Source organism: Vibrio sp. 10N.261.52.C2, from assembly GCF_041471425.1.
Lineage (GTDB): Bacteria > Pseudomonadota > Gammaproteobacteria > Enterobacterales > Vibrionaceae > Vibrio > Vibrio crassostreae_C.
The window spans coordinates 1-21227 of sequence record NZ_JBFROH010000058.1; the positions used below are offsets into that span (position 1 = coordinate 1).

Sequence of the window (21227 nt, forward strand, 5' to 3'; positions counted from 1 at the left end):
CGTATTTTAGGACGAGACATCTGAACACTGTCGATTGGCTAGTTAGCTTAGAGGTCTAGCAGTGCTGACGACGCATGTTGTCGAGAATAATGCCTGTCGCCATTGCAACGTTCAAAGACTCTGCGCCACCGAATGCTGGAATCGTAATCTTATCAGTCACGTATTTAGCCGCGTGTTCACGGATGCCGTGAGACTCACTGCCCATCAATAAAATGCCGTTAGCAGTAAACTCAGTCTTATGAACACTTTCGCCTTCTAAGAAAGCACCGTAAACCGGTAGGTTCGCTTGCTCTAAGTAAGCTGGTAAGTCTGTTTGGCTTACGTGTACGCGGCCAAAGCTGCCCATAGTCGCGCTGATCGTTTTAGGGTTGTATGGGTCTGCGCAATCGCTGCTCGCAACGATATGCTTGATGCCGTACCAGTCTGCTACGCGAATAATCGTACCTAGGTTGCCAGGGTCTGAAACGCCATCAAGCGCAATCATCAGTCCTGTTGCTTCTGGTAGTTCAAACGTTGGGATCTCAACAACCGCAATCGCTGCGTTGTTACTGACCAAAGTGCTCGCTTTGGTTAGATCATCCAGCGAGGCTTCAACACAATCAAACTCAATCAGTGAAGCATGATTTTCAGATAAGAAATCAGCGGTAGCAAAGACATTCTTCACCACTAAGTCACTATTGAACAGCTCAAGAACGTTCTTTTCACCTTGAACTAGAAACAGGCCGTGGGCTTTACGTTGTTTCTTTTGACCCAAAGCACGAAGGAGTTTTAATTGGTTTTTTGAAATCATGTTTTTATCCTAGATATAAGCCCGCGCATTATAGAGCAAAGGTTAGCGAACCAAAAGCGTGATAGCTCAATGCGATCCATATAAAAAGCAAAAGCGATCCACTTAAAAAAGAAAAGCGCACTAAATAGCGCGCTCTTATGGGATTTACTTACTTAAGTTAAGCTGAACTGACAGCCTAATACGGAGCAGGGTAGCGCTTAAAGACTGTGTTGATATCAGTCAGGATCTCTTCTGATAACGGTTTACTGAAAGCGGCTACGTTCTCTTTTAGCTGCTCCATGGTCGTTGCACCAATGATAGTGGACGTCACCCCATCAACTTGATTACACCAAGCCAATGCCAGTTGGCTTGGAGTGAACCCGTGAGCATTCGCCACTTCAACATAGCCTTTAACCGCTTCATTGGCAGATTCAGTATCACGAAAAATGCCTTTACGTTGCATGTAAGTCCAACGGCTGCCTTCCGGTCTTGCGCCATCGATGTACTTTCCACTCAACATGCCTGCAGCTAAAGGTGACCATGGCAGGTAAGCGACATCTTCATGCACACAGTTCTCAATCAGATATGGCCAGTCTTTTGCGTGCAGCAAGCTAAATTCATTCTGAATCGAAACCATACGTGGCAAATCGTGTTTCTCGCTCAGCTTGAGGTATGTGTTAATGCCCCAAGTAGAATCATCTGAAAGCCCGACATGGCGAATTTTCCCCGCCTTAATGCAGCTTGCCAGTGCTTGTAGGATTTCCAACATCTCAGCTTCATGCTGCTTTCGGTCAATATCACTGAATCGAATGTGATTCGGGAAATGCTTACCAAAGTGAGGCGTTGTACGATTTGGCCAATGAAGTTGGTAAAGGTCGATATAGTCTGTTTGTAGGCGTTTTAATGATGCGTCAACGGCTGCGATCACCGCTTCACCCGTTATCGGGCCGCCATCTCGAACCCAAGGAAGCCCTGGCCCGGCAATTTTGCTCGCAATGATCAACTCTTGTCGACGCTGTGGGTTACGCGATAACCAGTTACCAATGATCGCTTCTGTTTTTCCGTAGGTATCTGGAGAAGGTGGAACCGCGTACATCTCTGCAGTATCGATAAAGTTAATACCTTGGCTTAATGCGTATTCGATCTGTTGGTCGGCTTGCTGCTGCGTATTTTGTAGCCCCCAAGTCATGCTGCCAAGACAGATACGGGAAACGGGAATTTGACTACTTCCTAGCTTTGAATATTCCATTGAATTCGGGGTTCCTGTGGTTAGGTTCTCTGGTACTCGCATTATAGTTTTGAAAAGAGGGCGAGTGAGGAATGAAAACGAATATGAATTATTAGCACAAAATGACACGACAAGGTATGGCATCGGGGAGTTTAGTGAGTCATTTCTCAGCGCTGCAAGCTAGTGTGTGCAATGCGTGAAAATACATTCGCGAGAAACTATGAGCCAATTGGTGATCGAGAAGTGAAGAACAACAAGCAATGAGCGAAGGTTTAATGTTCAGCTTGTTTGGGAGTGGGGGAGAGGAGAACAGATCAAAAATAAAAAAAGCTCTACCGGATAGAGCGTAGAGCTTTTTTATAGGGGTCTTAATAGTGCTAGGTATTCATTGAGTTACGAGGTCGCGTTTGTGTCTAATCCACCCTGGATCTGCGCCTGTCTTAGAGCTTCCTGCCTTTGAACTTCTTTCTCAGTTAATACTGGTCGAAGCGTTTCCTCAGAGGCTTGAGGAGAGAAAATGAAATATTTATTAATCGTCATAACTGTGTCTCCGTGTAACGTATGACAGATTCTGCATCAAGGATAAATTGTGATCATCATCCACTTTGTACTTTTGTTAGGCTGAGAGCGGAGGGCGTAGAATGCGTACAAAGCGATCTCTTATCATCCGTATGCAATGTTGAACTGACGAAACCCTCTGTTTTCAAGTATAGGAAGCGCATCTAATTTCGCACAATAATGATTTAGAGCAATTACATACATGGTCAGGGGCGTAAGATGAAAACCCTCGCTACTGACTCTGTGCTCGTATTTATTTAACGATGTATCACTTATCGACATAATAATTAAGTCAGTAAATCAATTACTTAATCCATGGTGAGATGAATTATGGAAAAGCTTGTAGAACGTTTTCTGAATTACGTTACTTTTGATACCAAATCCGATCCTTCTAATCAGCAATGCCCAAGTTCACCGGGTCAAATTACCTTTGCTGAAGCCTTAAAGTTAGAATTGGTGGCATTAGACTTAGTTGATGTGTCTTTAGATGACAATGGATACTTGATGGCGAAACTGCCGTCGAATGTCGATTACGATGTGCCTGCGATTGGCTTTGTGGCGCACATGGATACCGCTCCTGACGCATCAGGCGCCAACGTGAAACCACAAGTGATTAAAGATTACCGAGGTGGAACGATTGAATTAGGGGAAAGTGGCGAGAGTTTGAACCCAAGCCAGTATCCAGATCTTGATTCTTTACATGGTCACGACCTGATTACGACTGACGGCACAACTCTGCTTGGTGCCGACAACAAAGCGGGCATCGCTGAAATCATCAGTGCAATTGCTTACCTGAAAGCGAATCCAGACATCAAACACGGCGACATCTGCATTGGTTTCACGCCGGATGAAGAGATTGGTCGCGGTGCGAACCTGTTTGACGTTGAAAAATTTGGCGCCGAGTGGGCGTACACCATCGATGGTGGCCCAGTAGGGGAGTTGGAATTTGAGAACTTCAATGCCACGAGCGCCGATGTTATCTGTCATGGCGTGAACGTTCACCCGGGCACCGCAAAAGATAAAATGGTGAACTCGATGAACATTGCAGCGCAATTCCAATTGATGATGCCTGCGCAAGAAACACCAGAGTGCACAGAAGGTTATGAAGGCTTCTACCACCTGAAATCGGCGGAAATGGGTGTGGCTCGCTCTGAACTGGGATACATCATCCGTGATTTTGAACGTGAGGGTGTAGAAGCGCGTAAAGCATTCATGCAGCAGAAAGTCGATGAGCTGAATGAGCGCCTTGAGAAAGGCCGTGTTGAGCTGGTGCTAACCGATAGCTACTTCAACATGAAAGAGATGGTTGAACCGCATCAACATATTATTGAATTGGCCAAGCAGGCGATGATTGAGTGCAATGTCGAGCCAATGGTTAAACCAATCCGAGGTGGTACAGACGGTGCTCGCTTATCTTTCATGGGGCTACCATGTCCGAATATCTTTACTGGCGGTTACAACTTCCACGGTATTCATGAGTTCATTACCATTCAAGGCATGGAGCAAGCGGTAAAAGTGATTGTCGAATTGTCTCAACGTACAGCAACGCATTACCAAAAATAGAACATCAGAGCGTTATATCTCTTTGTATTTTTGAGAGTATTCAATAATACTCTCTTTAAGCATAAGGGAGTACGCGATGAAAAAGTTAGTTTTACTTTGCACCCACTTAGCCGTGGGTGCTGTTGGTTTTGGGCTAGGTGTTTACGCATTGCCTATCTTGATTGAGCCTGATTCTCCTTCCTCAAGTTCTGTTGAAGCGATCAGTGAGCAGGCTATCTACACGGGCGAGTTCACTAAAGATCGACAAGACAGTGACTTCTTGCACTGGGGAGAAGGCATCGTCTCAGTATCCGAAAGTGCGATCGCTTTTGAAGGTGAATTGGCGCCGGGACCTGATTACAAGGTTTATCTCTCGCCTAAGTTCATTGAAACCGAGCACGCTTTCAATGACAGCAAGAACGAGTTATTGAGAGTCGGAGATGTGAAAACATTCGACCGCTTTATGGTTGAGCTTCCCGAAGGTACTGATCTTAATCGATTTAATACGGTTGTGATTTGGTGTGAAACTTTTGGCCAATTTATTACTTCTGCCAAGATAAAATGATAGCCTTACCAATAGCTGATTTAGGCACGTAAAAAAGCGCTCTATTTTTGAGCGCTTTTTCATAGCGAAGTCTCCGCTAATCGTTGTAAAGCTCGTCGTTGTAATGCTAAGGAATAAGTAATGGAAAAAGTGTGGCAAGTAATTGATTTTCTACTCGCTCATAAGTTTATTTTTAGTGCGTTGATTATCACTATTATTTTAATCATTCGCCGAATCACCTTATCTCAAATAAGAGGTGATGTTGCTTTCCTTAGTGAAGACCAACGTAACTGGATGTCACGAACCAAAAACGGCACATTCGCGATTATTGTTGTGACGTTATTTGTGCTGTGGAAATCCGAAATCAGCGAGTTTGCGCTATCTGTCACGGCCATTGCTGTTGCGATAGTAGTGGCTTCAAAAGAGATCATTTTGTGTTTCACCGGTTCTATTCAGCGTGCGAGTTCTCGCTCATTTAGAATCGGCGACTGGATCGAAGTGGGTAAAATAAGCGGTGAGGTGATTGAGCACAATTTGATGGCGACTGTGATTCAAGAAATCGATTTGTATCATGGGCAATATCACTTCACTGGTAAGACAGCCACGCTGCCTAATAGTATGTTCTTCACCTATCCGGTAAAGAACCTCAACTTTATGAAGCGCTATGTTTATCATAACTTTTTTGTGACGGTGAAAGACTTTGTAAACCTATACCCTATGGTGCCGGGTCTTATTGTGAAAATTGAAGAGCATTGCGAAGAGTTTATCGATGTTGCTCGCCGTTACAACGGTGTGATCGAAAAGCACGCTGGTGTTGACCTTCCGGGTTCTGAGCCTCACATCCATATCACAAGCAGTTCGACAGGTGAGCAAGAAGTCCATTTTATGATTTTCTGTCCAACCGAGAAGGCGGTTCATCTAGAGCAAGAGATTCGTAAAGATTTCATGGAAGCATACGCTGAAGCATTTCCTGTCAGTGCTTAATCCTGCAGTCCGCTGAGCCCCAAACAAAAGAAAGCCGAGAGCGATAATATCGACTCTCGGCTTTTTTGTTCTAACTATCTGTTCGTTTAATCTAGGTCAGCCAGTGGCAACCAATCGACTTTTACGCCTGCTTGTTCAAACATATCTTGGCTCACTTTGATTTTGTCTCCCCAGCGAGAAAGAAAGTCTTCACTTTGCTCTGGGCAGTGAACCGCAGAAATACCGGTTTGGATGATTTTCGCTGCACAGTTCGGACAAGGGAAGTGGGTTACCCATATTTCACAACTGTCCAAATCACGCTTAGCGAATAGAATCGCATTTTCTTCAGCGTGAAGTGTCTTTAGGTACTTCATCTCTCTGTCATCAGTATCCGCACTATCAGACACGCCATGTGGGTAGCCATTAAAGCCAACGGAAACAATACGGTTGTGCTTAGTGATTACGGCGCCGACTTGAGTTGAAGGATCTTTACTCCAAGAACCGACCAATTCCGCCATTTGATAGAAACGTTTAGCCCATTTTGAAATCATGAGAATTCCTTAACAATTAAATGTGAATGCTTATCTGTCTGACAATACATTATGTTAGACAATATCCATAGAGAACAAAAGCTGAGAGGTTGATTTACTTAGGAATTGTAGCGTGTTTGTAATCACTTTATAAGCACTTGGTTTCAATTAACATATTGATACACTTTGACTAGTTATAATTGATATTCCTCGGACAATGGTAACGAGTGTGTTACGTAAATTTTATGCTGTTCAAATACTAATAAGTGACGGTATAACCATGCGTAAAAAGTTGATCCTTACGGCTCTTGCAAGCTCTCTTATTCTTGCTGGATGTGGGCAAGATGCTCAAAATGCTAAGCAAGCGCCTTTACCTCTCGTAGCTGTACAGGATGTTAGCGTTGTTTCTCACCAGCAAAGTAAGTCGTACATCGGTCGTATTGAAGCCGTTGAAGACACGGCTATCACAGCGCAAGTTTCTGGCTACCTACAAAGCCGTCATTTCAATGAAGGTCAAATGGTCGAAAAGGGCCAGCTGCTATATTCCATTGAGCCATCTTCGTTTGAAGCTGAAGTTGCAAGCGCAAAAGCGTCTGTTGCTCAAGCAAACGCGAACCTTAAGAAAGCCGAGCTTGATTTTAATCGTGGTAAAAACCTACTTCCGAAAGGCAGTATTTCTCAATCAGAATTCGATGCATTAACGGCAAACTTATTAGGCTCTCAAGCACAGCTTGAAGCCAGCCAAGCTCAGTTAAACGCCGCGAATGTCCAACTTTCTCATACCAAAATTATCGCGCCTTTCTCTGGAAGAATCAGTGACACTAAAGTAAGTAAAGGTGATCTGGTTTCACCGTCTTCAGGTGTATTGACGACTTTGGTTAGCCTAGATCCAATTCATGCATCGTTCAGCATTAGTGAGCGTGAGCGTATTGAGCTGGGTATGGACCGTATTGAAGGTGACGGCAGCAGCGACTCTGCAGGTGTTGAAGTTCAGATTATGCTTGAGAATGGCGAAGCATTCGAACATCTAGGTCAGCTTGACTTCTTGGGCAACCGTATCAACCTAAACACTGGTACGATCGCGATGCGCGCTATTGCCGATAACCCAGACCAGCAATTGCTTCCTGGTCAGCACGTTCGTGTTGATCTGCGTGAGAAGCAATCTATTGATGTCGTAACCATTCCTCGCCGCGCGGTTCAAACCGACCTTGAAGGCGACTTTGTTATGGTGTTAGTTGAAGGCGAAGCTGCTCCTGTGGCTGAGCGTAGAAACATCGAAATGGGTCGTCAGGTTGAAGGTGGTGTAATTGTTCATTCTGGATTAGAGAAGAACGACTCAGTCATCACTCAAGGCTTACAGCGTGTCCGTAATGGTATGTCCGTTCGCATTCAACCTTCTGCTGAACAAGCTGAGTAAGGGGGCTATTTATGTTGAGTCGTTTCTTTATTCAAAGGCCTAAGTTTGCCCTTGTTATATCCATCATATTAACGCTGGCGGGTGCGATTTCTCTCGCTATCTTGCCGGTGGCTGAATATCCAAAAATTAGCCCACCGTCGGTCAGTGTGTCGGCATTCTACACGGGCGCAAGTGCTGAAGTGGTGGAACAGGCGATAGCCGACCCCATAGAAACGTCGGTTAACGGCGTTGAAGATATGATCTACATGTCTTCTAAAAGCGCTAACGATGGTTCATACAACCTTAATGTGACCTTTGATGTTGGTACTGACCCAGATATGGCTCAGGTCAACGTTCAGAACCGAGTTGCTCAAATCGAATCGAAGCTTCCGCAAGAAGTTCGAATGGTGGGTGTCACCGTTAAAAAGCGTTCACCAGACCTTTTGATGGTATTGAACTTCTATTCGCCAAACGGTGAGTACAACGACCAATTCTTGATCAACTACGTTAACCTAAACATTAAAGACCAACTGGCTCGTGTGAAGGGCATCAGTGAAGTTAACGTGTTGGGTGGTGGTGAATACGCGATGCGTGTTTGGTTAGATCCTGAGAAAATGGCTAACCTCAATATCACCACTTCAGACGTGAATCGCGCGTTGGCAGAGCAGAACGTTCAAGTTGCTGCAGGCCGTATTGGTGCTGCACCTTATAACAACGCACAAGAAGTGCAGTTCAACTTGGTAACAAAAGGCCGATTAGAAACAGCTGATGAGTTTGAAAATGTTGTTCTTCGTGCAACTCAAGACGGTTCAACGGTTTACTTAAAAGACATTGCACGTGTTGAGCTTGGTAAAAAGTTCTACGACGGTAATGGTAAATACCGTGGTCAAGATGCGTCGATCGTAACGCTGTCACTTCAATCAGACGCTAACGCGCTGGAAAGTGGCAAAGCTGTGATGGCGATGCTGGAAAACTTAAGCAAGAACTTCCCAGAAGGCGTGGCGTATGAAGCAAGTTACGACACTACACTGTTTGTTGCTGAGTCGATCAAAGGGGTAGTAAAGACCTTAATCGAAGCCATCTTGCTGGTTATTGCGGTAACGTACCTGTTCTTGGGTAGTGCGCGTGCAACCTTGATTCCTGTAGTTGCGATTCCGGTATCTTTGATTGGTACGTTTGCCATCATGCAGATGACGGGTTTCACCATCAATACGGTAACCCTGTTTGGTTTGATACTAGCGATTGGTATCGTAGTAGATGATGCGATCTTGGTTATCGAGAACGTTGATACCACAATGGCTAAAGACCCAACCATTTCACCGCGTAAAGCCACGCTTATTGCGATGAAAGAAGTAACGGGGCCGATCATTACGTCGACCTTGGTTCTACTTGCGGTATTCATCCCTGTTGCAATGCTTCCTGGTATTACTGGCATCATGTACCGTCAGTTCGCTCTGACTATCTGTATCGCGGTTGTTATCTCTTCAATTAACGCATTAACGCTATCACCTGCATTGTGTTCACTGGTTCTTAAGCAGGGTGGTGGTAACACGGCGCGTTGGTACCAAGCATTTAACCGTGGTCTAGAGTCTGTTACTAACAAATACGGTCAAGTGGCTGGCTTCTTAGTTAAGAAAGGCGTTCTGCTGTTCACTTTCTTCTTTGTGGCTTTGGCGGCTGTGACTTATTTTGCGAAGACAACGTCTACGGCGTTTGTACCTCAAGAAGATAAAGGCATTTTGCTGGTTAACGTTCAGCTTCCTGACGCGGCATCCTTGTCTCGAACCGAAGAAGTGACTAAGCAGCTGCTTGAAATGGTTGAACAAGAGCCGGGTGTTGATGGCGTAACACTGGTTAACGGCTACGCATTTATGACGGGCGCTTCTGCGTCGAATGGTGCGTCAATGTTCATCAAGCTTCACGATTGGGACATGCGTAATGCACTGGATGGTCAACACTCTGCTCAGGCTATCTCACAGCGTATTAATGGTCGTGCTGCGACTGAACTTCCTCAAGCTGTCGTGTTTGCGATGGGGCCTCCTGCAGTTCCGGGCATGGGGGCCGCGTCTGGTTTCGAGTTTGTACTTGAAGATACGCTAGGCCGAAGCCGTACTGATCTTGCTATGGTGATGAATGACGTGATAGCTGAGGCGAGCAAACAGCCTGAGATTTCACACACATTCAGTACTTTCCGTGCGAACGTACCTCACTACTATGTCGATATTGACCGTGAGAAAGCGCAGCAATTAGGTATTCCGTTGTCGGAAATTTTCCAAACACTACAAGGTAACCTTGGTTCGTTGTACGTGAACGACTTCACCATGTTTGGTAAGAACTTCCGCGTAACCATGCAAGCTGACAGTGAACACCGTAGCAGCATGGACGACCTACAACGATTCCACGTTCGTTCGTCTAATGGCGAGATGATCCCGTTAAGCACATTGGTGACTTACGACCAGATCTTTGAACCAGATGTAGCATGGCGTTACAACATGTACCGCAGTGCCGTGATTCAAGGTCAACCTGCAGAAGGTTACTCAAGTGGTGATGCGATTGCGGCAATGGAACGCGTAGCTGCAGAAGTATTGCCTCAGGGGTATCAGTACGAATGGACAGGCATGGCTTACCAAGAAGTACTAGCAGGTAACCAAGCGATCTTTGCTTTCGCACTGGCTCTGATCTTCATCTACCTGTTTATGGTGGCTCAATACGAGAGTTGGACAATTCCGATTGCGATTATCCTCGTGGTACCTGTCGCAACCTTAGGCTCCTTCTTGGCATTGAATCTAACGGGCACTCCGCTGAACCTTTATGCACAAATAGGTTTGGTTCTCTTGATAGCCTTGGCCGCGAAGAACGCAATCTTGATTGTGGAATTCGCAAAGGTAGAGCGTGAAGAGAAAGACGCACCGATTGAAGATGCGGCGGTGAAGGGCGGTACTTTACGTTTCCGTGCTGTGAACATGACGTCTTGGTCGTTCATCTTAGGTATCTTCCCGCTTATCTTTGCTGCGGGCGCAGGTCACGTGAGTCAGAACTCTTTGGGTATTTCACTGATCGGCGGCCTGTTATGTGTGTTACTGGCGGGTACGTTCCTAATCCCTGGCTTCTACGCATTCGTGCAACGTAAGCGTGAGAAAGCACACGGTGGTAATACCAAGCTGGTTCCGCTTGATGACGAATAGGGGATTGAGTGTCTTGTAAGATTCGTCTCTTACAAGACCAACCCTCGGAAAACTAATTCCTTGTAAAAACTAAGGTTTAGCATTGCGCTAAGCCTTTTTTTATTCCACTTATGAATAAAAACGCCTTTTATATAAACAAATGTTTGTCATGTGATAGAGCTAACACTCTAATTTGGGTTTTGTAATAAAATGATGTTTTATTGGTAAGTATATGTTTAATATGATTTTAACAAGGTTCAGCTAACGGTTGTATGCTCGAAAACATTTGCACAATAGTGTGAAGTGTTTCAAAATTACGAAGTTATATTGAAATTTTTTGTGCATTGAGGTTCTTATGAAAGTCATTGATTTATTTAAACACCGAGGCGATAGCATGTCTTCGCAACACTCAGAGTTTATGCAATGGATGTCTCCAGCTCTTAGAGATTACTGGGGCGACTTTCTTAATCGTACGCAAAATAGCCATTTCTTTGCGTGGGTTCGTGATCACCACAAACCTGCTGTCAATGAAGATGCACCAGAGATGCCGGTGGAACAGCCGATCGTACTTAAGCCAGAAGCACAACTTGTGTTTGATGAGCTTAATCAACAGATCGGTGAAGTCATCCATACTGGCGACTGGATCAATGTAAGTCAAGACCGTATTAACCAGTTCGGCCTTGTTACTGAAGATATGCAGTGGATTCACACTGAGCCTGAAAAAGCGGAAACAGACTCTCCGTTCAAAACAACCATCGCACATGGTTTTTTAACTTTATCTCTGCTTCCTCGATTGACTGACAGTGTTGACCCTGACAAGTCTCAATTCCCAACAGCGAAGATGGTCGTAAACATTGGTCTTAACCAAGTACGTTTCCCATACCCTGTTAAATCGGGCAGTAATGTTCGTGCTAAAAGTACGCTAACAAAAGTAACGCCAATTAAGAAAGGCCTAGAGATTGAACGCGAAATTCGCGTCGAAATCGAAGGTATTCGTCGTCCTGGCGCTGTGATCGTTTCAGTGATTCAACTTCACTTCTAAGTGGTTTGTAAAGAAGCGATTTATAAAGATTCAAAAAAAGAGAGAGCATAGTGCTCTCTCTTTTTGTTTACATTAGATAAAACTATCCCACTTATTTAATGCGAGTGTAGCCGTACTCTTCGATAAGTTCTTGCCCTTGCTTTGACTTCACGAACTTGATGAAGTCTTTGCTCTCGTCAGAAACTGAGTCTGTCTTGTGCAGCAACAAGAATGGGCGAGCCAATTCATAGCTGTGGTTAGCAATGTTCTTAGATGTTGGCTCTACGCCTTCAAATGTAATTGCTTTAATCGAACGGTCGATTGAACCAACAGAGATAAAACCAATCGCGTGTGGGTTATGGTTAACAATCGTTTTAACCATGCTGTTGCTGTTTACAACCAAGTTATTTGGGTTGATGTCAGACACTAGACGGTCATTAATGATCTTCGTTAAACCAAGCAAGCTTTCGAAGCTATAGCGTGAGCCAGAAGATGCTTCGCGAGTGACAACTGCGATAGGCTGATCTGCGCCACCCACAGCTTTCCAGTTCGTGATTTTGCCTTTGTAGATATCGAACAGCTGCTCACGTGTAACGTTGCTTACAGCGTTTGAGCGGTTAGTTACTACAGCTAGGCCGTCAAAGGCAATTGGAAATACCTTCAACTTCTCGTCTTGTTCGCGGTCGGTTAAATAACGCGAGCTCATACCGATGTCAGAGACACCTTTATTAACCATGGTAATACCTGCTGTAGAACCAATGCCCTGAACCGCAATATAGTTATCAGGGTGAGTCTTGTTGTACTCCTCAGCTAATACATCCATCACTCGTGATACTGAAGTGGAGCCCGAAATAGTGGTTTCTTGTGCTAAAGCAGCATGAGAAGACAGGGCTAAGGATAAAAGAGAGGCAAGCGCGACTCGTAACATAAACAACTCCTAGTTAATAACATTTGTCGCATATGATAGGTCGGTTATATGACACTTTTGTGAAATTCCATACTCTCGATGTATAGCTGTTCGCTTGATGAGTCGTAGCTTTCTGGGTTTCCGAAAGCAAGATTCGTTTCTGGGAGCAGGGCAGGTATTTTGATTACGCTTGTTCGCTAAAATGTTTGTTGAGTCCTAAGCTAAGTAGAGGAATTCACTACTTAGAAGTTTCTATGAAGTTACAAGGGGTGTTATGTCCGTCATTCATATCGAGCTGAATCGTCTTTTAATTGGGGCCGAGAGGCTCTGTACATCTCGAAATCGAAGTTTACCTGTCGAGCTAGGCAAATCCCTATATGAAGAGTGTGAGGGTGGTGTGCTGTTTTCTCAGGCGCATTATCTACTCGACTCATCTCACAGTGATTATACAAACGAGATCGTCTGCGTGACTTTTGATGAGTCGCTGTCTTGTTGGTTAGTGATGGTGCCGCTTGAAGGGGATGTCGAAACCGACTCTGTGAATTGGGGGCCGTATCCGTACCTTCCTAAATCGAAGGATCTTGATGCTATTTTGGCGGAAATAGAAAAAGACCCTAAATCGTACTTCTGGTCATAGTCACTCTGTTTTCACGTTTGCTGGTGGCCTGCTCGCAAAGCTGAATCAATGAGTATCAAAACTCAACCACTGAATCCCAAAGCCAAATCATCTCATCCCACACCCAAGTGGCTTAATATTGAAGCCACTTGGTTTACACCAGTTCCCAACTAAGACGTCCACATCAATCTATCGCTTTGTTTCTTTAAACTTGCGGCTTTACGCTCTGCAGTTGTGCTTGTGCCACTAGCGATCGGAAGTCTTTTGGTGTTTTTCCGTGATACGTTTTAAAGGCCGTGCTGAAGTGAGCGGCACTTTTAAAGCCTGACTCATACGCGATTTGAGTGATCGACTTATCCGATGTTCTTAGCTGAGTGGCTGCATGAGCAATACGTTTTATCTTTAATAAGTTTGAGAACGACAGATCTTCAGCCGATAAGCGACGTTTAAGTGTAGCCGGTGACATTCCCATGTAACTGGCGAGCGTATCCAAAGAGATATTGTTTTCAATGTTTTGCTCGATGTAATGAATGACTCTTTGGGTCACGGTTAACCTTGAAGCTCGAGCAATAATAGCCAATAGAGCTGGGTACTGTTCCACCATCAAAGACAGCAAACTTAAGCCTAATTGAGTGAGTGCGTAGTCATTCTGAGAAGAAGAGTTGGCCAGTGACATGATGAGATCTTTCAACTGACAGAGCTCAGTATCCGTTTGATTGAACTTAATGTACTTGTCTGGGATTCGAGCGGACTCTAAATCGCTGAACTGATTAATGAACTTTTGAAAGATAGCCAAATCAAAATCTAAGCAGGTTGCGCTGAATTCGCCATTTTCAGTGTTAACCGTGATGTCTTTAATCTGACCAGAATTGTAAAGGGTGAAATCTCCCGCTTGCAACGAGGCTTGAGTACCATTGGGCAACACAAAAGAAATGCTGCCTTTCGACACTATAAAGATACCGTTTTTAGAGGCAGGATAACGTTCTCGTCTCCTGGGAATGAAGTTTCTGAACTGAGTAACTGTGATTGATGACATAGTGAGCTTCTTTGACGTTGTAAATTGATTGCTTATTGATTGTTTTTTTTAAGTATTGTTTAAGCATGAGACATTTACAAAAAAGGCGCTAATAATTAGCGCCTTTAGAAGTGAACCTTTGAAGCTTTTGACCTTGATAGCTTTGACCTTGAAAGCTGTAGCTGTTAAAGCCTTTAAGCTTCGGTTTCGTTTGTCGTTTCAGGCTCGCTAGGCAAGTCCGCAAATACTTGAGTAGGTTTTGCTACTAAGTTACGGTTTTCCTGATTAACTTCAGAGAGAACTACTTCTAAAACGTCTCCCAGTTTGTATACCATTTCTTTATCGATAGATACAGTACCCATATCACCGTTGCACTCTATTCTTTCTTTATTATTAAGAATGAGAGATCCAGGGATAAATGCAGCAGCACCATTTTCAAGTAAACGTACACGCATACCTGCACGGTTAATATCGAAAATCTCAGCTTGGAAACGAGTTTCTTCTGCTGGAGCATTGGCTAGAGTGCGAGCATACAACCAATCGCCAACATTACGCTCAGCCATGCCGTGGTGACGGCGGTGCAGGGCAAGTTCATCACCGATAGTTTCATCTGGTGTTTGAATTGGCGCTTTACCTAAGATGTGTGCTTTAAGCATACGGTGGTTAATCATGTCGCCATATTTACGAATTGGAGAAGTCCAAGTTGCGTAAATATCTAATCCCATCGCGTAGTGCGGTGCAGGCTCATTGCTGATCTCGCTATACGCTTGGAATTTACGAATACGGTTGTCGTAGTAGCTGTTATCTAAAGAACCTAACCAACGACGTAGAGTAGCAAAACCTTCTAGAGAAATGATTTGCTCTTCAGTGAACGGCGTTTCCGCTTGCGGGTTTACCAGTTCAAGAACGTCGGAGATTTTCTCAGCCTTGAAACCAGAATGGCAGTTAAACACACCTTGGTTGAAGCTCTCTTTTAGTACTCGGCCCGCACAGATGTTCGCGCTGATCATTGATTCTTCAACCAGCTTGTTTGCGCTACGACGCATGTCAGCGTGGATAGCGACAACATCGTTATCTTCGCTCAGTTCAAAGCGGTAGTCAGGGCGATCTGGGAACACAACAGCGTTTGCTGAGCGCCATGCTGAACGTGCTTGAGCAAATTGGTGAAGATCAGAAACAATTGCAGCAATCTCTTCTGATGGTTGCCATTTCTCTGATGCACCTGTTTCTAGCCAGTCTGATACGTTGTCGTAAGCAAGACGAGCATGAGATTTGATGTTTGCAGCGAAGAAGTTAATGTCATCACCGATAACGCCATCTTTAGATACCGTTACTGTGCAGCAAAGTGCAGGACGAACTTCGTTCTCGATCAGTGAACATAGGTTGTCAGCAAGATCACGAGGCAACATTGGGATGTTGCGACCAGGAAGGTAGATAGTGAAACCGCGCTCGCGTGCCACTTTATCCATCGCATCATCTGGAGAGATGTAAGCCGTTGGATCAGCAATTGCGATAGTCAGTTCAAAATCACCGTTCTCTTTCTTCTTCGCGTAAAGCGCGTCATCCATATCTTTTGTGCTTTCGCCATCGATAGTCACAAAAGGGACGTGCGTCATGTCTACACGTTCAAGATCGGCGTCATCGTTGATTAGCCAGTTGTCGATGCCTTCAGGCTCACTGTTTGGTAGATCGTTTTGTGCCAGCGTTACCCACCAAGGTGCAATCTTGTCGTCAGCGTCTGTGATTTTCTCAGAGATCTGAGCCAAGAATCCGTTGTCACCTTTTAATGGGTGTTGAACGATATGAGCAACAACCCAGTCACCTTCTTTAAGCGTTTCAGGGTTTAGACCCTTCATTGCTTTCGCTTTAAGTTGCAGTTTTTTGAGCTGCGGGTGATCAGGAACAACGTTCAATCGGCCTTTGAAAAGCTTAACTCGTGCAATAAAGCGAGTAAGACCTTGTTCAACCAATTCCTCAGGCTCTGCTACTTCGCGCTCTTTCTCTGTGCGAATGATGGCAATCACCTTGTCACCGTGCACACATTTCTTCATGTACGGAGGCGGGATAAAGAAGCTTGTTTTGCTATCAACTTCGAGAAAACCAAAACCTTTTTCAGTGGCTTTGATGGTACCTTCCTTTTTAGGGAGGGTTTCTTGGATTTGCTGCTTGAGCTGAGCGAGTAGAGGATTATCTTGAAACATTTTGACTTTTATCTATCGAGGACAATTGAGCACACTATAATCATTGCGAGGCTTGATTACTACTTAAAGGCGAAGTGAGCGTTAATTAATTGCCCTCTTATTTAACTAGGTCAATTTGCTAGGAGATGGGTGCTGTGACGAGATATTCATCAAGTTTTGACGATATGATAACCAGTATTGATGTAAAAGCGAAAAATATGTGATGTATTTCAATTTTTTCTGGATTTTTTTATGCATTTAGGGAATAATCCGCCTCCCTTAGACGTCCCTAATGGCTTGAAGTGTTTTATTACTGCTTCGTAACTCTGAATGGAATCAGTATCTGATTGGATCAGTATTGGAATTGATAGAGCTCCCGGGACCTTTTGTTTACTTATATATAGTGGGATCCCAATGTCCGAATCTGTAATTCAATTTAATGAATTAGCCCTAAACGATAACATTCTTTCAGCTCTTGATAGCATGGGTTTCGTTTCTCCGACTCCAATCCAAGCAGCAGCTATTCCTCTTCTTCTTGAAGGCCGTGACGCACTAGGTAAAGCACAGACTGGTACTGGTAAAACAGCAGCATTCTCTCTGCCTTTACTTAACAAAATCAACCTGAACCAACACAAACCACAAGCAATCATCATGGCTCCTACTCGTGAGCTAGCGATTCAAGTTGCTGCGGAAATCAAAAACCTTGGCCGTGATATCAAAGGTCTTAAAGTTATTGAAATCTACGGTGGTGCTTCAATTGTTGACCAAATGCGTGCTCTAAGCCGCGGTGCTCACATTGTTGTTGGTACTCCAGGTCGTGTTAAAGACTTACTAACTCGTGACCGTCTACACCTAGATGAAGCACACACATTTGTTCTTGATGAAGCAGATGAAATGCTGAAAATGGGCTTCGTAGATGACGTTACTTGGATCCTAGAGCAAGCTCCAGAATCTGCACAACGTGTACTTTTCTCTGCAACTATGCCTCCAATGGTTAAGACTATTGTTGACCGTTACCTACGTAACCCGGCTAAAGTTGACGTTGCTGGTACTAACCACACAGTTGATAAAGTAGCGCAGAACTTCTGGGTTGTTAAAGGCGTAGAAAAAGACGAAGCAATGTCTCGTCTTCTAGAAACCGAAGAAACTGACGCGTCAATCGTATTCGTACGTACTCGTCAAGACACTGAGCGTCTAGCTGATTGGCTATCTGCACGTGGCTTCAAAGCTGCTGCACTGCACGGTGATATTCCTCAGTCTCTACGTGAGCGTACTGTTGATCACATCAAACAAGGTGTTATCGACATCCTAGTTGCAACTGACGTTGTAGCTCGTGGTCTTGATGTTCCACGTATCACTCACGTATTCAACTACGACATCCCATTCGATGTTGAATCTTACATCCACCGTATTGGTCGTACTGGCCGTGCTGGACGTAAAGGTAAAGCGATCCTACTAGTTCGCACTAACCAAATTCGCATGCTTCGCACAATCGAGCGTGTAACTAAGTCTCAAATGGAAGAAATCCAACTTCCTCTACGTGACCAAGTTGCTGCTGCACGTGTTGCTAAGCTTGGCGCTGAACTTGAAACTGAGAAAGAAAGCAAAGCACTAGAAAACTTTGCAGGTCTTATCTCTACTCTTCAAGAGTCTCTAGAAGTTGATGCTGCTACTCTAGCTGCAATGCTTCTTAAGCGTCAGCAAGGTAAGAGCCCACTATTCTACGTTGGCGAAGACCCAATGATCGCTGCTATTGAGCGTGATAAGAACCGTCGCAAAGAGCGTCGTGAAGATCGTGACAACGGCCGTGACGGTGGTGGTCGCAACTTCAATACTCAAGATTGGGATACTTACCAACTACAAGTTGGCCGTGAGCAAGGCGTTCAGGTTAAAGACATCGTTGGCGCACTAGCAAACGAACTTGGCCTAACTAAAGGTTCTATCGGTGCTATCAAGCTAGACCAAGGTTCTACTTACGTTCAACTGCCAAAAGCAATGAACTCTGAAACTGCTGGTAAGCTAAGCAAACTTCGCATTCGTCAAAAAGAAGCTGGCGCTGTAGTTGTTGATTTCAATGACTTCCGTGAGCCTCGTCGTGGCGGCGGCGGTCGTGATGGCAACCGTGGTGGCAACCGTGGCGGTCGTGATGGTGGCGGCTACCGTGGTAACCGTGAAGGCGGCAACCGCGAAGGTGGTAACCGTGAAGGCGGTCGTGGTGGATACCGTGGCAACCGTGATGGTGCTCGCGATGGTAACTCTGCTGGCGGACGTGATGGCGAACGTCGTTTCGACCGTAACCGTGGTGGCGATCACCGTGGTAACTTCCGTGGCGAACGTGGCCATGGTAACGGCAATGGCGGTGGTAACCGTGGTCGTCGTCCAGAGCGCAACGAAGGTTAATCAACCTGTCGCTTAGACGCTTTAGGTCTAGACACTGAATTTAAAAGCCGAGCGTAATGCTCGGCTTTTTTGTGCCTGCTATTTGAACTTAAGCTTTGGTTGGCTCGATATTCGTAGCTAACTTACTTTAATCAAGCTTCGTTCCTGAAACTATGCTTCGTCCATGAAACTAAGCATCGCGCCTAGAACGAATGTTAGTGCCAAAACTTAGCTGTATCGCGTTCTAAGCCTATACCAAAAGAACGTGCTACAAGATGCTGAAACAAAGAGTGAAGGCTATCTAAGCGTCGTTACAGTGCATCTATTCGTAGAGTTGTGCTCGAAGGCAATCAAAATAAGATCAGATCACTATTCTCAACTTCAGTGAGCTTTTTGATGCAAACACTGAGCAATTGAGAAATCGAGCAAAAAGTTATCGGTAATGATAAGCAGACGAAAGGAAAGGGTGGTTGTTTTTCAAGCGGATCACCTGCATTTGTTCGAGTCGCTTTAATTAACTGAATCAAGTTAAAAATAACGTGAGCACTCGTTTGCGTCACCTGTTCATTAATTTTCTTATTCAACTATTTTTTAATTCCGCTCTCGAAATAAATAATTTAATGACCAAGATCAACTTAATTGTGTTCATTTAGTGATTTTTTCAAAACAAAAGTTGAAAGATTCAAAAATTATTGAATAATGGACTTAACTAAAATTGAAGTAAACACTTCATCCAATTCGTACTGAAACAGGATCCATATCCAATGTCTAATTCGTTTGTTCTGGTTATTAACTCGGGTAGTTCATCCCTAAAATTTGCTGTAATCGATTCTGTTTCTGGTGAAGCAGTATTAAGTGGCCTAGGGGAGTGTTTTGGTCTTGAAGATGCTCGTATGAGCTGGAAATTCCAAGGCGAGAAAACTGAAATTGCCATTCAAGGTGAAGATAACCACCACAAAATTGCCATTGGCAAATTGGTTGGCCTGATGGAAGACCTAGGCTTCACGGCTGATATCGTGGCTATCGGTCACCGTATCGTTCACGGCGGTGAGAAGTTCACTCAAACGGTTCGCATTACTGAAGAAGTAACGAACGAAATTGAAAGCCTATCTGACCTAGCTCCACTTCATAACCCAGCAGGTGCTATCGGTATCCGTGCTGCAATTGAAGCTTTCCCTTCTCTACCTCAGTTCGCTGTATTTGATACTGCTTTCCACCAAACAATGCCTCAACGTGCATTCACTGGTGCAATCGCAAAAGAGCTATACACAGACTTCGGCGTACGTCGCTACGGTTTCCACGGCACTAGCCACTACTTCGTTAGCCGTGAAGCTGCGAAGATGGTTAACAAGCCAATCGAAAAATCGAGCTTCATCTCTGTTCACCTAGGTAACGGCGCATCTGTATGTGCTATTAAAGATGGTAACAGTGTTGATACTTCTATGGGCTTCACACCACTTTCAGGCCTAATGATGGGCACACGTTGTGGTGACCTAGACCCAGGCATCATCGAATACCTACTTAAGAAAGGCTGGTCACAAGAGCAAGTATTTAACTCTCTAAACAAGGAGTCTGGCTTCCTTGGCGTGTCTGGTCTTACGAGCGATGCTCGTGGCATCTTAGAAGCAATGGAAGAGGGCCATGAAGGCGCTAAGCTTGCGTTTGAGGTGTTTACTTACCGCGTATCAAAATACATTGCTTCTTACCTTGCAACGCTAGATTCTTTAGACGGCATCATCTTCACTGGTGGTATCGGTGAGAACTCTCTACCAATTCGTCGTGAAATCCTAAACAACCTTAAGATTCTAGGTTTCGTTGAAGATGTAGCAGGTAACGAATCTGCTCGCTTTGGTGCTGAAGGCATCATCGGTAAGTCTGAAATGCTAAACGCATTAGCAATGGTTATCCCAACCAACGAAGAATTCGTGATTGCTCAACAGTCGGTAGAACTTCTGTAATCTGAACTGAAGTCTAAGCAAGAAAAAGACAATCAAAAGCGAGCCCAAGTGGCTCGCTTTTTGTGTCTAGTAAAGATGCGTCTGAATGTTTTAACAGGGGGATAGCCTACAAGGCGATCGTGAAACAGTTTTAGAACAGAGCTTAAATTGCGACTCATCGGGTGATCTGGAAGCGCTAAGGTTATTTAGTCCCTGAGCGGTAGTTTGGATCTGTCCAGCATCGAGGTAACTCTTCCCCTGACATAAACATCAGTTCGGACTTTTTAAACATCTCAGGGTCTTGCTGTTCTTCGCCTGCTTGAAACCGACCTTCGATACTGTCTTGAAATAAGTTGGTTAATTTGGTCATTTCAGTTACATCAACGAGGTCACCGGTTTTTTCTCTTTTAGAAACATTTTTTTGCCCTCAATCTAATCGGTCACCCCTAATTATAATTGCTATTTGGAAAATGAGAGT

Annotated in this window: 17 protein-coding genes; 9 read left to right on the plus strand and 8 right to left on the minus strand. The window is 44.5% G+C overall.

The features are described from left to right. Nucleotides 1–55: 55 nt before the first annotated feature. The 3 genes from AB4307_RS19140 to AB4307_RS19150 all read right to left on the minus strand — a co-directional run bounded on the left by AB4307_RS19140 (nt 56) and on the right by AB4307_RS19150 (nt 2537). The gene (locus AB4307_RS19140; RefSeq protein WP_102320729.1) at nt 56–790 is read right to left on the minus strand and encodes an RNA methyltransferase; all 735 of its coding nucleotides are present in this window, start codon (nt 788–790) and stop codon (nt 56–58) included. A gap of 175 nt (nt 791–965) precedes the next feature. Next, nucleotides 966–2018 carry an aldo/keto reductase gene (locus tag AB4307_RS19145; protein ID WP_032545660.1) on the minus strand — a complete coding sequence of 351 codons (1053 nt, stop codon included), beginning with the start codon at nt 2016–2018 and terminating at the stop codon, nt 966–968. 372 nt (nt 2019–2390) lie between these two features. After that, a complete protein-coding gene (locus AB4307_RS19150; RefSeq protein WP_017059486.1) occupies nt 2391–2537 on the minus strand; it encodes a hypothetical protein in 147 nt (48 codons plus the stop codon). A gap of 348 nt (nt 2538–2885) precedes the next feature. Between AB4307_RS19150 and pepT the strand changes: the two genes are divergently transcribed. The 3 genes from pepT (at nt 2886) to AB4307_RS19165 (ending at nt 5625) form a co-directional block, all read left to right on the plus strand. Further along, on the plus strand, nt 2886–4118 hold the full coding sequence (gene pepT / locus AB4307_RS19155) for a peptidase T (RefSeq protein WP_017059487.1): 1233 nt from the start codon (nt 2886–2888) through the stop codon (nt 4116–4118). A 76-nt stretch (nt 4119–4194) separates the two neighbouring features. Continuing rightward, nucleotides 4195–4662, plus strand: coding sequence for a DM13 domain-containing protein (locus tag AB4307_RS19160; RefSeq protein WP_017064357.1), 468 nt, complete (start codon nt 4195–4197; stop codon nt 4660–4662). A gap of 120 nt (nt 4663–4782) precedes the next feature. Next, nucleotides 4783–5625 carry a mechanosensitive ion channel family protein gene (locus tag AB4307_RS19165; RefSeq protein ID WP_372133027.1) on the plus strand — a complete coding sequence of 281 codons (843 nt, stop codon included), beginning with the start codon at nt 4783–4785 and terminating at the stop codon, nt 5623–5625. 86 nt (nt 5626–5711) lie between these two features. Here AB4307_RS19165 and AB4307_RS19170 read toward each other — a convergent pair whose 3' ends face one another. After that, a complete protein-coding gene (locus AB4307_RS19170; protein ID WP_017059490.1) occupies nt 5712–6155 on the minus strand; it encodes a dCMP deaminase family protein in 444 nt (147 codons plus the stop codon). A 259-nt stretch (nt 6156–6414) separates the two neighbouring features. Between AB4307_RS19170 and AB4307_RS19175 the strand changes: the two genes are divergently transcribed. From AB4307_RS19175 to AB4307_RS19185, 3 genes are all read left to right on the plus strand, one after another. Beyond that, on the plus strand, nt 6415–7551 hold the full coding sequence (locus tag AB4307_RS19175; RefSeq protein WP_372133030.1) for an efflux RND transporter periplasmic adaptor subunit: 1137 nt from the start codon (nt 6415–6417) through the stop codon (nt 7549–7551). 11 nt (nt 7552–7562) lie between these two features. Further along, entirely contained in the window at nt 7563–10715 is a 3153-nt protein-coding gene (locus tag AB4307_RS19180) for an efflux RND transporter permease subunit (protein ID WP_372058158.1), read from the plus strand. A gap of 334 nt (nt 10716–11049) precedes the next feature. Further along, nucleotides 11050–11736 (plus strand): MaoC family dehydratase, encoded by a 687-nt coding sequence (locus tag AB4307_RS19185; RefSeq protein WP_017059493.1) that lies wholly within the window; start codon nt 11050–11052, stop codon nt 11734–11736. Between the two features lie 91 nt (nt 11737–11827). Here AB4307_RS19185 and AB4307_RS19190 read toward each other — a convergent pair whose 3' ends face one another. Continuing rightward, nucleotides 11828–12643, minus strand: coding sequence for a phosphate ABC transporter substrate-binding protein (locus AB4307_RS19190; RefSeq protein ID WP_017068410.1), 816 nt, complete (start codon nt 12641–12643; stop codon nt 11828–11830). 253 nt (nt 12644–12896) lie between these two features. Here AB4307_RS19190 and AB4307_RS19195 point away from each other — a divergent pair, with 253 nt between their 5' ends. After that, a complete protein-coding gene (locus tag AB4307_RS19195; RefSeq protein WP_017059495.1) occupies nt 12897–13259 on the plus strand; it encodes a DUF3024 domain-containing protein in 363 nt (120 codons plus the stop codon). A 184-nt stretch (nt 13260–13443) separates the two neighbouring features. On the opposite strand, the gene AB4307_RS19200 is transcribed toward AB4307_RS19195, so the two are convergent. Beyond that, nucleotides 13444–14274, minus strand: a complete 831-nt coding sequence (locus tag AB4307_RS19200; protein ID WP_017064362.1) for a helix-turn-helix domain-containing protein — start codon at nt 14272–14274, stop codon at nt 13444–13446. A 173-nt stretch (nt 14275–14447) separates the two neighbouring features. Further along, the gene (gene rnb, locus AB4307_RS19205; protein WP_017059497.1) at nt 14448–16454 is read right to left on the minus strand and encodes an exoribonuclease II; all 2007 of its coding nucleotides are present in this window, start codon (nt 16452–16454) and stop codon (nt 14448–14450) included. Between the two features lie 393 nt (nt 16455–16847). On the opposite strand from rnb, the gene AB4307_RS19210 reads away from it, so the two are divergent. Both AB4307_RS19210 and AB4307_RS19215 read left to right on the plus strand, forming a co-directional pair. Continuing rightward, a complete protein-coding gene (locus AB4307_RS19210; protein WP_017059498.1) occupies nt 16848–18833 on the plus strand; it encodes a DEAD/DEAH box helicase in 1986 nt (661 codons plus the stop codon). A gap of 743 nt (nt 18834–19576) precedes the next feature. Continuing rightward, entirely contained in the window at nt 19577–20770 is a 1194-nt protein-coding gene (locus AB4307_RS19215; protein WP_104216294.1) for an acetate/propionate family kinase, read from the plus strand. A gap of 181 nt (nt 20771–20951) precedes the next feature. Here AB4307_RS19215 and AB4307_RS19220 read toward each other — a convergent pair whose 3' ends face one another. After that, a complete protein-coding gene (locus AB4307_RS19220) occupies nt 20952–21119 on the minus strand; it encodes a hypothetical protein (RefSeq protein WP_017062447.1) in 168 nt (55 codons plus the stop codon). Nucleotides 21120–21227 lie beyond the last annotated feature (108 nt).

Excerpts from the sequence above, each read along its gene's own strand:
- AB4307_RS19200 (WP_017064362.1), bottom strand. The coding sequence starts at position 14,274 with ATGTCATCAATCACAGTTACTCAGTTCAGAAACTTCATTCCCAGGAGA.
- AB4307_RS19160 (WP_017064357.1), top strand. The coding sequence starts at position 4,195 with ATGAAAAAGTTAGTTTTACTTTGCACCCACTTAGCCGTGGGTGCTGTT.
- rnb (WP_017059497.1), bottom strand. The coding sequence starts at position 16,454 with ATGTTTCAAGATAATCCTCTACTCGCTCAGCTCAAGCAGCAAATCCAA.
- AB4307_RS19185 (WP_017059493.1), top strand. The coding sequence starts at position 11,050 with ATGAAAGTCATTGATTTATTTAAACACCGAGGCGATAGCATGTCTTCG.
- AB4307_RS19140 (WP_102320729.1), bottom strand. The coding sequence starts at position 790 with ATGATTTCAAAAAACCAATTAAAACTCCTTCGTGCTTTGGGTCAAAAG.
- AB4307_RS19175 (WP_372133030.1), top strand. The coding sequence starts at position 6,415 with ATGCGTAAAAAGTTGATCCTTACGGCTCTTGCAAGCTCTCTTATTCTT.
- AB4307_RS19220 (WP_017062447.1), bottom strand. The coding sequence starts at position 21,119 with ATGACCAAATTAACCAACTTATTTCAAGACAGTATCGAAGGTCGGTTT.
- AB4307_RS19215 (WP_104216294.1), top strand. The coding sequence starts at position 19,577 with ATGTCTAATTCGTTTGTTCTGGTTATTAACTCGGGTAGTTCATCCCTA.
- AB4307_RS19150 (WP_017059486.1), bottom strand. The coding sequence starts at position 2,537 with ATGACGATTAATAAATATTTCATTTTCTCTCCTCAAGCCTCTGAGGAA.
- AB4307_RS19165 (WP_372133027.1), top strand. The coding sequence starts at position 4,783 with ATGGAAAAAGTGTGGCAAGTAATTGATTTTCTACTCGCTCATAAGTTT.
- AB4307_RS19190 (WP_017068410.1), bottom strand. The coding sequence starts at position 12,643 with ATGTTACGAGTCGCGCTTGCCTCTCTTTTATCCTTAGCCCTGTCTTCT.
- AB4307_RS19170 (WP_017059490.1), bottom strand. The coding sequence starts at position 6,155 with ATGATTTCAAAATGGGCTAAACGTTTCTATCAAATGGCGGAATTGGTC.
- AB4307_RS19195 (WP_017059495.1), top strand. The coding sequence starts at position 12,897 with ATGTCCGTCATTCATATCGAGCTGAATCGTCTTTTAATTGGGGCCGAG.
- AB4307_RS19145 (WP_032545660.1), bottom strand. The coding sequence starts at position 2,018 with ATGGAATATTCAAAGCTAGGAAGTAGTCAAATTCCCGTTTCCCGTATC.
- AB4307_RS19180 (WP_372058158.1), top strand. The coding sequence starts at position 7,563 with ATGTTGAGTCGTTTCTTTATTCAAAGGCCTAAGTTTGCCCTTGTTATA.
- AB4307_RS19210 (WP_017059498.1), top strand. The coding sequence starts at position 16,848 with ATGTCCGAATCTGTAATTCAATTTAATGAATTAGCCCTAAACGATAAC.
- pepT (WP_017059487.1), top strand. The coding sequence starts at position 2,886 with ATGGAAAAGCTTGTAGAACGTTTTCTGAATTACGTTACTTTTGATACC.